Below are 15,754 nucleotides of genomic sequence, written 5' to 3' on the forward strand. Positions count from 1 at the left end.
CTTCGCCATCCGCGAAGGCGGCCGCACCGTCGGCGCCGGCGTCGTGTCGAAGATCGTCGAGTGATCTGAGGCAAAGCTGAAAGTACAAGGCGGGGGAAATCTTTCCTCCGCCTTTTTTGCGTTTGATGTAATTATTCAAACACTTTGAAACTTCAGATGAGACTCGACTGTGTTTGAAAAACTAAAGGCCGCGGTTCTATTGCTCGCTACTACAACTTTTCCTGCGATCAGCCAGGACATCCCGTCGGCCTATTCAGAGTATTATGGCGTCGTAGAGCGCGTGATTGATGGTGATACGATAGTTGTTCGTTTGGAACTATGGCCCGGACTTGAAGCAGTTTATTCCGTTCGTGCCAAAGACATTGATGCACCTGAGCTGCGTGGTGCTGGTTGCCCAGCGGAAAAAACTTGGGCCGAGGAGGCTCGGGATAAAGCGGAACGGCTCTACGGTCCCGGTACAGAGATTAGAATTGAAAACGTGGAGCTTGATAGTTTTGGTCGCGCAGTTGCCGATATCAGAAGATATAGGTCGGATCGCTGGCTTTATTTCGCCAAGGAGATGGTGGACAGTGACATGGCTGAAGCTTGGCAAGAAGGGTGGCCGGACATCGACTGGTGTGAACTCGCGAAATCACGCGCAGAATGACCAAAGACTGAAACAACCACGCGTCATCCCGGACTTGATCCGGGATCTCTCTTACAAAGTCGAAAGGGCGTCCAGAACGGGCGCCCTTTTCTTTTTCGGGCTGGGGTGAGATCAAGGCGCATGGCATATCCGTTTCCCACCCCGGACACGCGCAATCCGTTGATCCTGCCCGATGGATCCGCCCATGCGGGGACGGTATTTCTGAAAGCGGTGATCGATCATCCGCGGTTCATCGTGGGCGATTACAGCTATGCCAGTGCCACGCATCCGCCCGACGACTGGGCGACGCATCTTGCGCCGTATCTGTTTCCGGTCTCGGACGAGAGGCTGGTGATCGGCAGGTTCTGCCAAATCGCGGATGGGGTGGTTTTCATCACCGCCTCGGCCAACCACCGGCGCGACGGGTTTTCGACGTTTCCATTCGCCGTGTTCGACCATGCCACGGCCGCGAACCGGCCCAGCCTGCCGGAGTGGTCGGGCCCGGACACGGTGCTGGGGCATGACGTTTGGTTGGGCAAGGATGTGCGGGTGCTGCCGGGGGCGCGGTTTGGCAACGGCGTGATCGTGGCGGCGGGGGCCGTGGTGCGGGGCGACGTGCCGGATTACGCGGTGGTGGCCGGCAACCCCGCGCGGGTGGTGAAGATGCGCTTCGACGCGGAGACCATCGCACGGCTGAACGCGCTGGCGTGGTGGCACTGGCCCATCGACCGTATCCTGAAGCATGAGGCGGCGATCTGCGGCGCGGACATGAATGCGCTGGAGCAGGCTGCGCCGTAACGGCGATTGTCGAACCCCATGAGGCAATCCGCCACAGAGCGGGCCGAGCCCCGGTAAGCCGGTTTCTCACGGTTCCGGGCGAAGGGGTAGGCCGAAGCAGGGTGGGAAACTGTTGTGAAATCAAGCGCTAGGCCGGGTTTCTGCAGTTGCAGCATCGGCGTGGCATACCGTAGTATTCCGTTAAGGTATTGAAATATTGACATTTTTTTAAGGCGGCGCAATTCTTCTCGGATGGAGGAGCACGCCTTGGACCAAGTGAACCTGTCGGCATGGAAAGGACGAACGGAGACGCGCGAAGGCGTGATCGCCCCGGCGCAGGCCGCACAGATCCATGCGACCATCGGCGATACGGCACGTGACGCGCCGAAGATGGGCGAGGCGATGCCGCCGCTCTGGCACTGGTGCGCCTTCCCGCCCGTCTGCCCGCTGGAGAAGCTGGCAACGGACGGGCATCCGAAGCTGGGAGGGTTCCTGCCGCCGGTACCCTTGGGGCGCCGGATGTGGGCCGGAGGCAAGCTTAGTTTCGGCGCGCCGTTGCGCGTCGGGGTGCCCTTTGCCAGCCGATCGACCATCGCGGGGGTGACCGAGAAGGCCGGGAAAACCGGGCGCATGGTCTTCGTGTCGGTCGACCATCAGTTGAGCGCGGAGGGCGCGGTGGTGATCGAGGAGCGGCAGGACATCGTTTACCTGGACCTGCCGACCGAATTTCGCCCGCCTTTGAGACAGCCGATGCCGGAGGAGACGGTCGGACACTGGGCCCAGCCTGTCAACGAGGCGCTTCTGTTCCGGTTTTCGGCCATCACCTTCAACGCGCATCGCATCCACTATGACCTGCCCTATGCGCAAGAGGTCGAGCATTACCCGGGCCTTGTCGTTCACGGGCCGATGCAGGCCGCGTGGCTGATGCGGGCGGCGACGGATGTGAAGGGGCGGGCGCCTGACAGTTTTGCTTTCAGGGGCGTGCATCCGATGCTGCTGATCCCCGGGGAAAGCGGGGAGATGACGATTGCCGCCTGCGCGTCGGAGGAGGCGCGCGGGCTGACATTACATACCGGACAGGCCGGGCATCAATGCATGCAGGCCACCGCCACATGGGAGGAAACCACGTGAACAAGATCTTGAAAGACATGAGGGTGGTCGAGGGCTCCGCGTTTGTCGCGGTGCCGCTGGCGGGGATGACACTGGCGCAGATGGGCGCCGAGGTGATCCGGTTCGACCGGCTGGAAGGCGGCCTGGATTTCGGGCGCTGGCCGCTGGCGCCGGATGGGCAAAGCCTGTTCTGGGCGGGGCTGAACAAGGGAAAGAAGTCGGTCGCGGTGAACATGCGGTCGCGCGAGGGCCGCGAGTTGATCAGCCGGATCATCACTGCGCCGGGGCCGGATGCGGGGATGTTTCTGACCAACCTGCGGGTGCGGGGCTGGATGGATTACGCGACCCTGAGCAAGCGGCGCAGCGACCTGGTGATGGTCAGCCTGCTGGGAGACCGCGAGGGGCGGCCGCAGGTGGATTACACGGTGAACCCGTCCATCGGTGTGCCACACATGACGGGCCCGGAGGGACGCGAGGACCCGGTGGCCAGTGCGCTGCCCGCATGGGATCTGATTGCCGGCAACCTCGCGGTGTCGAACCTGCTGGCGGCCGAGCGGCACAGGCTGCGCCACGGCGCGGGGCAGGAGGTTGTCCTGACCCTGAAGGACGTCGCGGCGGCCACGATGGCGCATCTGGGTATGGTCGGAGACGTGCATCTAAACAATAATGAGCGGGGCAAGTCAGGTAATGCGCTTTACGGGGCATACGGGCAGGATTTCGTCTGTGCCTGCGGCGGACGCGTGATGGTGATCGGGCTGACCCAGCGGCAATGGGAAGGGTTGGTCAATGCCACGGGCAAGAATGACCAGATGACGATGCTGGCCAAGCGGCACAAGGTGGACATGAGTGACGAGGGCGTGCGCTGGACGCTGCGCCACGAGATCACAACAATCCTTGCGCCATGGTTTGCGGAGCGGCGGATCGAGGAATTCGCCGGGGACTTCAACGCGATGGGCCTGACGTGGTCGGTGTTCCGCAGCACGCGGGAGGCCGTGCAAGAGGATCCGGATTTCGGTGAGGCGAACCCGATGTTCTCGATGACGGAGCAGCCCGGGATGGGTCGATTCCCAGTGCCGGGGCATCCGGCCGAATTCGGCAGCCATGGTCGCGTGCGGCCCGCGCCCGCGCCTGCACTGGGCGCGCACACCGAGGAGGTGCTGGGCGACGTGGCACGGATGAGCGATACGGAAATTTCGAAGCTCTTCGACGACGGGATCGTGGCGAGCCCGGACTATCGCAAGAAATCCGCCGCCTGAGGGCCGGACGCGGGGCGAAAAAATCCGTGCGGGCAGCGGGAAAGGGGACTTGATTCCGGCGCCCATGTGCCGTACCTGAGGCGTCGGCCTTAGGGGTATAGCTCAGCTGGTAGAGCGACGGTCTCCAAAACCGTAGGTCGCGGGTTCGAGCCCTGCTGCCCCTGCCATTCGCTTTCATGACATTGCAGCTGTCCGGCATCGCGCCTTTTGTTGGGCTGGCAATCCGTCAGAGATTGGCCACATGTCCAGCGCATCACGAAATTAACCCTAGCACGTCGCAAAGTTACCCCATTCACCCTGCAATTGTTTCCGAGATGGTGAAAACTTGTGAATGAGGGGACGTGACCCATGAAAATCATGGTCGTGGACGATGAAGAAATCATAGTTGCGCTGCTTGCGGAATACCTGAAGGAGATGGGATTCGAGGATGTTACCACGGCGGCATCGGGCGAAGAGGCGCTGGAGGTCATCGCCGCGCAGGACAGTCCTTTCGATTGCTTTCTGCTGGACGTCAAGATGGGCGGCATGGATGGAATCGATCTGTGTTCGAGAATCCGCGAGATGCCCGAGTACTGGATTGCGCCGATCATCATGATCACCTCGGCCGCGGCCAAGCAGCACATGCACGAGGCCTTCGATGCCGGGGCGACGGATTACATGATGAAGCCCATCGAGCATATCGACCTGCGGGTGCGCATCCAGATCGCGATGCTGCTGGTCGAGACGCTAAAGAGCGAGGCCGAGAGCCGCAGCGCGCTGAAGGCCGCGCTGCGGACTTCGCCCAAAGCGGGGCAGTTCGATCCCTCGATGCGGATCACCTATTCCGATGTTCCCAACATGCGCGACTACTTCCAGTTGGAAAACAGGCTTCTGAGACTGAGCGAGGGAACTTATGCGATGACGCTTCTGTCGATCGAGATCGACGGGATCGAGAAGCTGGGCGCGCGGTTGGGTCAGGGCGATTTCCTGGATATCGTGGAGGCGGTGGCGAACATCATCGGAAAGACCCTTCCGGCCAGAGGTGCCTCGCTTTCCTATGTGGGCTTCGGCAAGTTCGTCTGCCTTGTCGTGGTGCGCAACCATATCGTGCCGAACCTTTTGCAAGCGCGTATCCGGGACGCGTTCGGGGCCTTTGAGGCCGCGCACGACATACTGTCGCCCGGCGAACTGGAACTGAAAGTGGCGGCGTTGTCGAGCAAGCGGATGTTGGCGCCAGATGTCGCCATCGGCCTGATCCGGCGCTTTGTCGGCGCCCTTGGGTCGAGCGAGAACATGACGTTGCCGCCGATTTCGAAAGTGCAGGACGGAGTTTTCCGTCGGAGCAGCGGCGCCAAGAACAAGGTCGAGTGACTCTTCGGTAAACACGGCAGATCCCGCGCTGCGCATTGACGCAGCGCGGGTGGCGCGCAACGCCGGGGTGTTTCTGCCAATTTTCTGCCCCGACAAAGTCATTTTGCGGCCACAGTTCAGCCCTAGCCCATGAATCGCAATGCGGACCCTTGGGGGAAGGACGCGATGCGGTCACCACGTGGGGGCGTGGAACCTTGAACGAGTGTTGCCATGACCACGACAGATATGCGCCATCAGGCGCTTCAGAACGATCTTTACATCCGCAGCGAGGAACTGCCGGGGACGCCGGCGGTGGATGCAAAGGACCCGCAGGGTATCGAAAGTAACGCAGATAATCTGGTTCGGCAGCTTCTGATCGAGGAGAAGCGCCGCACAATGCCCGAGCGGCTGCCCGATATCGCGCCGCAGGAAGAGGTCCTGAGCCGTGATGCAAAAGAGCCCGAAAAACAGCGTGAACCGGTGCGGGAATCGATTGCGCAGATTCTGAAGGCCGAGCGGGCCGTCATGCCCGAAGTGACGCGGCGCCGCCGGAGATGGCTGAGGGTGCCGCGCGTGCGCCTGCCGCGGCTGACATTGCGCCGCAGTCCTGTCGCGGACAAAAGGCAAAACGCGAACGGGTCGGCGCCGGCAACCGGGATTGCGGTGCCGCTGCACGCGCGTGTGACGCGGCGCCTGCCGGAGTGGCTGCGCAATTACCGTCCGACGAAAAAGCACATCGTCTTGGCCGTGCTGGCCGGGCTTGTGATCTACTGGCCGTTGATGGTGCCGCTCGTGGCGCTGCTGCTGGTATGGCTGGTGCTGATCGCCTACCTGACGCTGGGCCCCGACCGCTGGGGCGAGATTCTCGGTGGGGCGTGGCAGCGGCTGCATGCCCGCAAGCCGGAACTGGCCGAGCGAATACGGCAGCGGGCCGACCGATTTGCCGAGAAGTTCGACCGGCTGCTGGATTGGCTGCCGGACTCCTGGGCCGAGCGGCTGGCGCTGCCGGATTTCTCGGGGGCGCAGGAGGGCGACGACGACAGGCCCGACCCGTTCGACCGGCTGGCCGCCGAGGCGCGTCAGACCTGACGATCCGCCGCAGGGCGGGAAGGCCACAGCACGTGCACGGGGATCGTCGCAGGCGGTCTCGGCTCTTGAATTCGTGCCGCGTGCGGCGTATGTCGCGCGTCACGAGGTTTCCAACGAAGAAAGTCGCGCACCGATGGCCGTTACAAATCCGCTTCAGTTCATTCAGCAGGTCCGTGCGGAAGTCGCCAAGGTCGTCTGGCCGACACGGCGCGAGGTTCTGCTGACCACGGTCATGGTGTTCATCATGGCGGCGCTGACGGCGGTTTTCTTCGCGCTGGTCGACCTGGCGATCCGCAGCGGCCTGGAAGGTCTGCTTGGCCTCTTCGGCTGAGTCGCGCGAATTTTGGCGCTTGAGCCTTGAAATGAAGGGCAAAGGGCGGTAACTGACCCGACACTTCCAGCAGCGCGCGGCGATTCGAGCCCGCGCGCTGATTTGTTTCTGGAAGGTGGTTTGGGCCGGAAAGGCCCTTCGGAATATGAACTTTCCGGGCGCGACCCGGGCAACGAGGGATGGTGCTCAGCATGGCGAAACGGTGGTATTCGGTCAGCGTTCTTTCCAATTTCGAAAAGAAGATCGCAGAGCAGATCCGGCAATCCGTGGCCGAACAGGGCCTCGAGGAAGATATCGACGAAGTTCTGGTGCCGACTGAAGAGGTCATCGAGGTGCGCCGGGGCAAGAAGGTCACCGCCGAGCGGCGCTTCATGCCGGGCTATGTGCTGGTGCATATGGAAATGTCCGACCAGGGCTATCATCTGATCAACTCGATCAACCGTGTCACCGGCTTTCTGGGTCCGCAGGGGCGGCCGATGCCGATGCGCGACGCGGAGGTGAACCAGATCCTGAACCGCGTGCAGGAAGGCGAGGATGCGCCGAAACTGCTGGTCAGCTTCGAGGTGGGCGAGAAGGTCAAGGTCAACGACGGCCCGTTCGAGGATTTCGACGGCATGGTCGAGGAAGTGGACGACGACAACCAGCGCCTGAAGGTGACGGTGTCTATCTTCGGCCGCGAAACCCCGGTCGAACTGGAATTCGCGCAGGTGACCAAGCAGGCCTGACACACGCCAGTTCAAAGAGACGAATTCGCGGCCGTGCAACTTGCGCGGCCGTTTTCGTTGGCGGAGACTGGACACGCGCTATCGCCGCGAAGAATAGCCCGGCAAGCAAAGCGGGGGCTTGTCAAAAGTCTAGAGAGGGTGTACGCGGCGCCCTCGTACCTTTGCCCGGATCGGGCCGAGGTGCTTTCCATGTGGGAGGCGCGGCGGTCGCGATCGTCGGACCTGACCACATCAACATAGGCCTAGGGGCGCGCCCCGAGGCTGTTTGAAAAGGAGAAGGCCAATGGCCAAGAAACTTGCCGGCACCATGAAGCTTCAGGTGCCTGCCGGACAAGCGAACCCGTCCCCGCCGGTTGGTCCGGCGCTGGGTCAGCGCGGCATCAACATCATGGAATTCTGCAAGGCGTTCAACGCCAAGACGCAGGAGATGGAGCCCGGTGCACCGTGCCCGACCGTGATCACCTACTATCAGGACAAGTCCTTTGAAATGGACATCAAGACGCCGCCGGCGTCGTACTACCTGAAGAAGGCTGCAAAGCTGAAATCGGGCTCCAAGACCCCGGGTCGCGAAAGCGTTGCCACGGTGAGCCCCAAGCAGCTGCGCGAGATCGCGGAAGCGAAGTGGAGAGACCTGAACGCGAACGACGTAGAATCCGCGATGAAGATCATCGCAGGGTCCGCGCGGTCCATGGGCATCGAGGTGAAGTAAGATGGCGAAACTTGGAAAACGTACCCGCGCCGCCCGCGAAGCCTTTGCGGACAAGATTAACGTGACGGTCGAAGAGGCTGTCGCCCTGGTCAAGAACCACGCCAGCGCGAAATTCGACGAGACCGTAGAGATCGCCGTGAACCTGGGTGTGAACCCGCGCCACGCCGACCAGATGGTCCGTGGCGTCGTCGGCCTGCCGAACGGCACCGGCAAGGACGTGCGTGTTGCCGTCTTCGCCCGTGGTGCGAAGGCTGACGAGGCGCAGGAAGCCGGGGCCGATATCGTCGGCGCCGAGGACCTGATGGAAACCATCCAGGGCGGCGAGATCAACTTTGACCGCTGCATCGCGACCCCGGACATGATGCCCATCGTGGGCCGTCTGGGCAAGGTGCTGGGCCCGCGCAACCTGATGCCGAACCCCAAGGTCGGCACGGTGACGATGGACGTGGCCGACGCCGTGAAAGCCGCCAAGGGCGGTGAAGTGCAGTTCAAGGTCGAGAAGGCCGGTGTGGTGCACGCAGGGATCGGCAAGGCGTCGTTCGACGAAGGCAAGCTGGTCGAGAACGTCCGCGCCTTTATCGACGCGGTGCAAAAGGCGAAACCCGCCGGCGCGAAAGGCACCTACATGAAGAAGGTGGCGCTGAGCTCGACCATGGGTCCGGGCGTCAGCATCGCGATTGAAAGCGCCGTGACCGAGTAAGCGAACACGTTTCGAGATTGAAAAGGCCCCCGAGAGTTTCGGGGGCCTTTTTCGTTGGGAGCAGGGTGGTCAGCCAGATGCACTGCCCTTGCCGGGCCAGCTTTCTTCCGGCGCGTCATGCTCATCCAGGCGTTTCCGTCGGGTGCTTTCAAGCGCCGCGACGAGCGCCTCGGTGCCGTTGCTGCCGGGCTTCCACTCGAACGGGGTCACGTCGCCGATGGCGGCCGTGACGTTCATCGGCCTGCCATCGTTGAAATGCGAATCGACGCGCTGGAGGATGGCTTGCAATCTCTGGCCGATCTGGTCGAAGCCGGATCGCCATCCGTCCTCGACCACGCAGAGGAATTCGCCATTTCCGGTATATGCGACCAAAAACTGGTGCCCGTCGAGCAGAACCGAAATCGCTTCGCTGATATCGGTTACGAGGCATTCGAATTCGTAGGCGGTGCACCGGGCGTGAAGGTCGGCGATATCGTTGATGCCGATGGCGAAGGCGGCCGAACCGAAAACCTTCTTGCGGGCCATGACGGCGACGTAATTTTGCAGCGCGCGATGATCGATCACGCCGTCGATGTCTTGCGGGTGGAACGGTACGTCCAGGGGCAGGAGGTCGTCGCCTCCCGCCGCAATGGTTTCGGCGTTTGGCGGAGTCGTGTCGGTCGACGGCATTTCGGACTTGGCGACAAGGTTTTCGATCTGGGCGATCCTTTGGCGCAGTTCGTCGATGTCGAAGGGCTTGGGGATGAAGTCGCTCGCGCCAGCCGCGAAGGCCTGATCGAGCGATGCCTTGTCTGACATCGCGGTCAGCATGACGATCGGTGTCAGTTGGTGGTCGGGGCGGTCCCGCAGGATGTGGCATAGATCTATGCCGTTGGTTCCGGGCATCTGGATGTCGACGAGGAAGCAGTCGATCGGCTGACCGTCCGGGTCGGCCACCACGCCGAGCGCGTCGACCACGCAGGGGGCCTTGGACAGGGTGTGCCTGCCGTCCTGCGTGATCAGAAGTTCCAGCAGGTCGAGGATAGCCGGTTCGTCATCTACTGCGAGCAGGTGCATGTCGTGCCTCATATCAAGCGTTTGGTCCCGGGCAATCGGCGCACCGGGAGCACTGGTACAATCAGAAGGAGAAAGAAGGCGCGAGCGAGGCAGGAAATCGTTAATATTTCAACGCCTGCTTTTCTCGGTACGGGTCGGAGGCCCGGGTGACGCGGCGTTTTCGGGTCGAGACTTGCGCGTCGGGCGCGGGCGTGTCAGAGTGTCGCCCACGCTGCATGAGATCGTATCCGGCCGCGCAAGTTTGCCTGTCGTGGCAGGCGATGAATTTCCCTCTTGGCATTTGCCGCCATGCGGCATAAACACCGGCCTTGCGCGTATGGCTCGATTCGTCGGGCCATTTGCGTTTCGTCCGAGACGGTGGGTGACCGGGATATGCCGGTCATAAATCCTGCCTGAGACGGGAAAGACCAGAATTCTCGAGGTTCTCCTTGGTATCAAGGCGTGCCCCGGCTGGCTCAGCCCCGTTAGCGGACCCTTTGCCGGGTCGTGAGTGGCCCGGTGGTACTGAGCCGGGGGACACCCCCAAATTTGGAGTGAAACTGTGGATAGAGCCCAGAAAGAGAAAGTGGTCGACGAACTCGGCCAGATCTTCGAAAGCTCTGGCGTCGTTGTGGTTGCCCACTACGAAGGCCTTACAGTTGCGGAGATGCAAGACCTGCGCGCCCGTGCGCGCGAGGCCGAAGCATCTGTTCGCGTTGCCAAGAACAGGCTCGCAAAGATCGCCCTTGAGGGCAAGCCGTGCGCAAGCATTGCGGATTACCTCTCGGGCATGACCGTGCTCACCTTTTCCGAAGACCCCGTGGCAGCAGCCAAGGTCGCGGAAGGTTTCGCCAAGGACAACAAGAAGTTTGAAATCCTTGGTGGCGCCATGGGTGAGACGGCCCTGGACCGGGCCGGTGTCGAAGCCACGTCGAAACTGCCGTCGCGCGAGGAGCTTATCTCCACCATCGCCGGCATGCTTGGCGCACCCGCTTCGAACATCGCCGGTGCGATCGGCGCACCTGCAAGCAACATCGCGAGCATCCTTTCGACCATCGAAGAGAAGGCGGAAGCAGCGTAAGCAACTGCAAGTCCTGCGTACGGGTTGCAATACCGACGTTGGAACACATCTTAGAACGGAAAGAGCTGAAAAATGGCTGATCTGAAAAAACTTGCTGAAGAGATCGTTGGTCTGACGCTTCTCGAAGCACAAGAACTGAAAACCATCCTGAAAGACGAGTACGGCATCGAGCCCGCTTCCGGCGGCGCTGTCATGATGGCGGGCCCGGCGGATGCAGGCGGCGGCGACGCGGCCGAAGAGCAAACCGAATTCGACGTCATCCTGAAGTCGGCCGGCGCCTCCAAGATCAACGTGATCAAGGAAGTCCGCGCCATCACCGGCCTGGGCCTCAAGGAAGCGAAAGACCTGGTCGAAGCCGGCGGCAAAGCCGTCAAGGAAGGCGTCGACAAGGCCGAAGCAGACGACATCAAGGGCAAGCTGGAAGCAGCTGGCGCCGAAGTCGAACTCAAGTGATCCCGGCGTCGGCGGGATTATCCCGGACCTGATCCGGGATCTCTCGCCGATGTGACGACGTCCCGGATCAAATCCGCGGCGGGATCGTATGAAAACAGGCTGGACCGGGCAAAATCCCGGTCCAGCCGAACCTGTCTCAGAGAGGGCCTTGCGCCGCGCCACGACATGTTCGGGCGAGACCCTCTCTCAGGCGAGGTTCAACGATCGGGTGGCCCCTTGTGGGATTGGGGCCAAGAATGGATCGTTCCCGCCTCTCTCGGGTGGCTCTGCCGCTGTGGCCCGACAGCGTGCAGGACCGGTGAGAAATGAAAGGTGACTTGTCACATGGCGCAAAGCTTCCTTGGCCAGAAACGTCTTCGTAAATATTATGGCAAAATCCGTGAAGTTCTGGAGATGCCGAACCTCATCGAGGTGCAGAAATCCTCGTATGATCTTTTCCTGAAATCCGGCGACCAGCCCGAGCCCATGGACGGCGAAGGCATCAAGGGCGTCTTTCAGTCGGTGTTTCCGATCAAGGATTTCAACGAGACCGCGGTTCTCGAATTTGTCGATTACGAGCTGGAAAAGCCGAAATACGACGTCGAGGAGTGCATGCAGCGCGACATGACGTATAGCGCCCCGTTGAAGGTGACGCTGCGGCTGATCGTGTTCGACGTGGACGAGGACACCGGCGCCAAGTCCGTGAAGGACATCAAAGAACAGGACGTCTTCATGGGCGACATGCCCCTGATGACGCCCAACGGTACCTTCGTGGTCAACGGAACCGAGCGCGTGATCGTTTCCCAGATGCACCGTTCGCCCGGTGTGTTCTTCGACCATGACAAGGGCAAGACGCACTCGTCCGGCAAACTGCTGTTCGCCTGCCGCATCATTCCCTACCGCGGCAGCTGGCTGGACTTCGAGTTCGACGCCAAGGACATCGTGTTCGCCCGGATCGACCGCCGCCGCAAACTGCCTGTGACCACCCTGCTGTATGCGCTGGGGCTGGACCAGGAAGACATCATGACGGCCTATTACGATACGGTCGATTACAAGCTGAAGAAAAAAAAGGGCTGGGCCACCAAGTTCTTCCCCGAGCGCGTGCGCGGCACGCGTCCGACCTATGACCTTGTCGACGCCAAGTCCGGAGAAGTGATTGCCGAGGCGGGCAAGAAGGTCACGCCGCGCGCGGTCAAGAAGCTGATCGACGAAGGCGAAGTCACCGAACTGCTGGTGCCTTACGAGCAGATCGCGGGCAAGTTCGTGGCGCGCGACATCATCAACGAGGAAACCGGCGCGATCTATGTCGAAGCCGGGGACGAGCTGACGATCGAGCGCGACAAGGATGGCGAGATCATCGGCGGCACCGTGCAGGAGCTGATCGAGGCGGGCATCACCGATATCCCGGTGCTGGACATCGACAACATCAATGTTGGTCCGTACATGCGCAATACCATGGCGCAGGACAAGAACATGAACCGCGAAACCGCGCTCATGGATATCTACCGCGTCATGCGCCCGGGCGAGCCGCCCACCGAGGAAGCCGCAAGCGCGCTCTTCGACACGCTGTTCTTCGATTCCGAGCGCTATGACCTGAGCGCCGTGGGCCGGGTGAAGATGAACATGCGGCTGAACCTCGACAAGCCGGACACGCAGCGCACGCTGGACCGGTCGGACATCGTGGCCTGCGTCAAGGCGCTGGTGGAACTGCGCGACGGCAAGGGTGACATCGACGATATCGACCACCTTGGGAACCGCCGGGTCCGCTCGGTCGGTGAGCTGATGGAAAACCAGTACCGCGTCGGCCTTCTGCGGATGGAACGCGCGATCAAGGAACGCATGTCATCGGTCGAGATCGACACGGTGATGCCGCAGGACCTGATCAACGCGAAGCCTGCTGCCGCTGCCGTGCGCGAGTTCTTCGGCTCGTCGCAGCTCAGCCAGTTCATGGACCAGACCAACCCGCTGTCGGAAGTGACGCACAAACGCCGCCTGTCGGCGCTTGGACCGGGCGGCCTGACCCGCGAGCGCGCGGGCTTCGAGGTGCGCGACGTGCACCCGACCCACTATGGCCGGATGTGCCCGATCGAGACGCCGGAAGGCCCGAACATCGGTCTGATCAACAGCCTTGCCACGTTTGCGCGGGTCAACAAGTACGGTTTCATCGAAACGCCTTACCGCAAGGTCGAAGGCGGGCAGGTGACCGACGACGTGACCTACATGTCGGCGACCGAGGAAATGCGGCACACCGTGGCGCAGGCCAACGCGACGCTGGATGACAGCGGCAAGTTCGTCAACGAGATGGTCAACACGCGGCAATCCGGCGAATACATGCTGGCCCCGGTGGATCACGTGGACCTGATCGACGTCAGCCCGAAACAGCTGGTGTCGGTCGCGGCCTCGCTGATCCCGTTCCTGGAAAACGACGACGCCAACCGCGCCCTGATGGGGTCGAACATGCAACGGCAGGCGGTTCCCACGCTACGCTCCGAGGCGCCGCTGGTCGGCACCGGGATCGAGGGCGTCGTGGCCCGCGATTCGGGCGCGTCGGTTCTGGCGCGTCGTGCCGGTGTGATCGACCAGGTGGACGCAAGCCGGATCGTGATCCGGGCCACCGAGGACCTGGAGATCGGCGACCCGGGCGTGGACATTTACCGGATGCGGAAGTTCCAGCGCTCGAACCAGAACACCTGTATCAACCAGCAGCCGCTGGTGAAGGTGGGCGACACGGTGCAGAAGGGCGAAGTTGTCGCCGACGGGCCGTCGACCGACCTGGGTGAACTGGCGCTGGGCAAGAACGTGCTGGTCGCGTTCATGCCGTGGAACGGCTACAACTTCGAAGACTCGATCCTGATCTCCGAGCGGATCGCACGGGATGACGTGTTCACCTCGATCCATATCGAGGAATTCGAAGTGGCCGCCCGCGACACCAAGCTGGGACCGGAAGAGATCACCCGCGACATCCCGAACGTCGGCGAGGAAGCCCTGCGCAACCTCGACGAGGCGGGCATCGTCTATATCGGCGCCGACGTGGAGCCGGGCGATATCCTTGTGGGTAAGATCACGCCGAAGGGTGAAAGCCCGATGACGCCGGAGGAAAAACTGCTCCGCGCCATCTTTGGTGAGAAGGCGTCGGACGTGCGCGACACCTCGCTGCGCGTGAAGCCGGGCGACTACGGCACCGTCGTGGAAGTGCGCGTCTTCAACCGTCACGGCGTCGAAAAAGACGAGCGTGCGCTGCAGATCGAGCGTGAAGAGGTTGAGCGCCTGGCGCGCGACCGCGACGACGAGCTGGCGATCCTGGATCGCAACATCTATGCCCGTCTGAAATCGCTGATCCTCGGCAAGACCGCCGTGAAAGGCCCCAAGGGCGTCAAGGCGAACTCGGAAATCACCGAGGAATTGCTGGAAACGCTGAGCCGTGGCCAATGGTGGCAGCTTGCGCTGAAGGACGAGAAGGACGCGCAGATCGTCGAGGCCCTGAACGAGCAGTACGAGGCGCAGAAACGCACTCTCGATGCACGTTTCGAGGACAAGGTCGAGAAGGTGCGCCGGGGCGACGACCTGCCGCCGGGCGTGATGAAGATGGTCAAGGTCTTCATCGCCGTGAAGCGCAAGCTTCAGCCGGGTGACAAGATGGCTGGCCGTCACGGCAACAAGGGCGTGATCTCCAAGGTCGTACCGATGGAAGACATGCCGTTCCTGTCGGACGGCACGCCGGTCGACTTCTGCCTCAACCCGCTGGGTGTGCCGTCGCGGATGAACGTCGGTCAGATCCTTGAAACCCACATGGGCTGGGCCGCGCGCGGCCTTGGCATCAAGATCGACGAGGCGCTGCAGGACTATCGCCGCACCGGTGACCTGACGCCTGTGCGCGAAGCGATGCACCACGCCTATGGTGACGATGTCTATGACGAGGGCATCGCCAACATGGACGAGGCGGCGCTGATCGAGGCGGCGGGCAACGTGACGCGCGGTGTTCCGATCGCGACGCCGGTCTTCGACGGCGCGAAGGAGCCTGACGTCAACGACGCGCTGAAGCGGGCCGGTTTCGACGAAAGCGGCCAGTCCGTCCTGTTCGACGGTCGCACGGGCGAGCAGTTTGCGCGTCCGGTGACCGTTGGCGTCAAGTACCTGCTGAAGCTGCACCACCTGGTGGACGACAAGATCCACGCGCGTTCGACCGGGCCGTACAGCCTGGTGACCCAGCAACCGCTGGGCGGCAAGGCGCAGTTCGGTGGCCAGCGTTTCGGGGAAATGGAGGTCTGGGCGCTGGAAGCGTACGGCGCCGCCTACACCCTGCAGGAGATGCTGACCGTCAAGTCGGACGACGTGGCAGGCCGGACCAAGGTCTACGAGTCGATCGTCAAGGGCGAGGACAACTTCGAGGCCGGTGTGCCAGAGAGCTTCAACGTGCTCGTGAAGGAAGTCCGTGGCCTGGGCCTGAATATGGAGCTGTTGGACGCGGAGGATGACGAGGAAGACCCGTCTTCCGACATCGCGGCGGAATAACGTGGGTTGTCACCCACCCTACGGGCCAATCGTAGGGTGGGTG

General features: G+C 62.1%; 14 protein-coding genes and 1 tRNA gene. 14 read left to right on the forward strand and 1 reads right to left on the reverse strand.

All coding sequences use genetic code 11. The annotated features are described in order from the left end of the window. Positions 1–169 precede the first annotated feature (169 nt). The 11 genes from RBB18_RS19660 (at position 170) to rplA (ending at position 8,651) form a co-directional block, all read left to right on the forward strand. A complete protein-coding gene (locus RBB18_RS19660; RefSeq protein WP_146049975.1) occupies positions 170–646 on the forward strand; it encodes a thermonuclease family protein in 477 nt (158 codons plus the stop codon). A 120-nt stretch (positions 647–766) separates the two neighbouring features. Next, entirely contained in the window at positions 767–1,423 is a 657-nt protein-coding gene (locus tag RBB18_RS19665) for a CatB-related O-acetyltransferase (protein ID WP_306112152.1), read from the forward strand. A gap of 255 nt (positions 1,424–1,678) precedes the next feature. Further along, on the forward strand, positions 1,679–2,533 hold the full coding sequence (locus tag RBB18_RS19670; protein WP_245890441.1) for a MaoC family dehydratase N-terminal domain-containing protein: 855 nt from the start codon (positions 1,679–1,681) through the stop codon (positions 2,531–2,533). Further along, on the forward strand, positions 2,530–3,768 hold the full coding sequence (locus tag RBB18_RS19675; RefSeq protein ID WP_306112153.1) for a CoA transferase: 1,239 nt from the start codon (positions 2,530–2,532) through the stop codon (positions 3,766–3,768). The genes RBB18_RS19670 and RBB18_RS19675 overlap by 4 nt, the downstream gene beginning before the upstream one ends. Positions 3,769–3,859: 91 nt before the next feature. Then, a tRNA-Trp gene (locus RBB18_RS19680) sits at positions 3,860–3,935 on the forward strand. A gap of 181 nt (positions 3,936–4,116) precedes the next feature. Beyond that, a complete protein-coding gene (locus RBB18_RS19685; protein WP_306112154.1) occupies positions 4,117–5,118 on the forward strand; it encodes a PleD family two-component system response regulator in 1,002 nt (333 codons plus the stop codon). Positions 5,119–5,328: 210 nt separating this feature from the next. Beyond that, positions 5,329–6,186 carry a hypothetical protein gene (locus RBB18_RS19690; RefSeq protein ID WP_306112155.1) on the forward strand — a complete coding sequence of 286 codons (858 nt, stop codon included), beginning with the start codon at positions 5,329–5,331 and terminating at the stop codon, positions 6,184–6,186. A 133-nt stretch (positions 6,187–6,319) separates the two neighbouring features. Further along, positions 6,320–6,517 carry a preprotein translocase subunit SecE gene (gene secE, locus RBB18_RS19695; RefSeq protein ID WP_057796846.1) on the forward strand — a complete coding sequence of 66 codons (198 nt, stop codon included), beginning with the start codon at positions 6,320–6,322 and terminating at the stop codon, positions 6,515–6,517. 191 nt (positions 6,518–6,708) lie between these two features. Continuing rightward, complete coding sequence (gene nusG, locus RBB18_RS19700; protein WP_306112156.1) at positions 6,709–7,242, forward strand: transcription termination/antitermination protein NusG; 534 nt, start codon at positions 6,709–6,711, stop codon at positions 7,240–7,242. 283 nt (positions 7,243–7,525) lie between these two features. Further along, the gene (rplK, locus tag RBB18_RS19705; RefSeq protein ID WP_103762101.1) at positions 7,526–7,951 is read left to right on the forward strand and encodes a 50S ribosomal protein L11; all 426 of its coding nucleotides are present in this window, start codon (positions 7,526–7,528) and stop codon (positions 7,949–7,951) included. Position 7,952: 1 nt separating this feature from the next. After that, complete coding sequence (rplA, locus tag RBB18_RS19710; protein ID WP_103762102.1) at positions 7,953–8,651, forward strand: 50S ribosomal protein L1; 699 nt, start codon at positions 7,953–7,955, stop codon at positions 8,649–8,651. Between the two features lie 69 nt (positions 8,652–8,720). On the opposite strand, the gene RBB18_RS19715 is transcribed toward rplA, so the two are convergent. Beyond that, positions 8,721–9,707 carry a PleD family two-component system response regulator gene (locus RBB18_RS19715; protein WP_306112157.1) on the reverse strand — a complete coding sequence of 329 codons (987 nt, stop codon included), beginning with the start codon at positions 9,705–9,707 and terminating at the stop codon, positions 8,721–8,723. Positions 9,708–10,248: 541 nt separating this feature from the next. On the opposite strand from RBB18_RS19715, the gene rplJ reads away from it, so the two are divergent. The 3 genes from rplJ to rpoB all read left to right on the forward strand — a co-directional run bounded on the left by rplJ (position 10,249) and on the right by rpoB (position 15,711). Continuing rightward, positions 10,249–10,767, forward strand: coding sequence for a 50S ribosomal protein L10 (rplJ, locus tag RBB18_RS19720; RefSeq protein ID WP_103762104.1), 519 nt, complete (start codon positions 10,249–10,251; stop codon positions 10,765–10,767). A 72-nt stretch (positions 10,768–10,839) separates the two neighbouring features. Then, on the forward strand, positions 10,840–11,220 hold the full coding sequence (gene rplL / locus RBB18_RS19725) for a 50S ribosomal protein L7/L12 (RefSeq protein ID WP_103762105.1): 381 nt from the start codon (positions 10,840–10,842) through the stop codon (positions 11,218–11,220). Between the two features lie 324 nt (positions 11,221–11,544). Then, on the forward strand, positions 11,545–15,711 hold the full coding sequence (rpoB, locus tag RBB18_RS19730; protein ID WP_306112158.1) for a DNA-directed RNA polymerase subunit beta: 4,167 nt from the start codon (positions 11,545–11,547) through the stop codon (positions 15,709–15,711). Positions 15,712–15,754: the final 43 nt, after the last annotated feature.

This window comes from Roseovarius sp. MMSF_3298, assembly GCF_030733705.1.
Classification (GTDB): Bacteria; Pseudomonadota; Alphaproteobacteria; order Rhodobacterales; family Rhodobacteraceae; genus Roseovarius; species Roseovarius confluentis.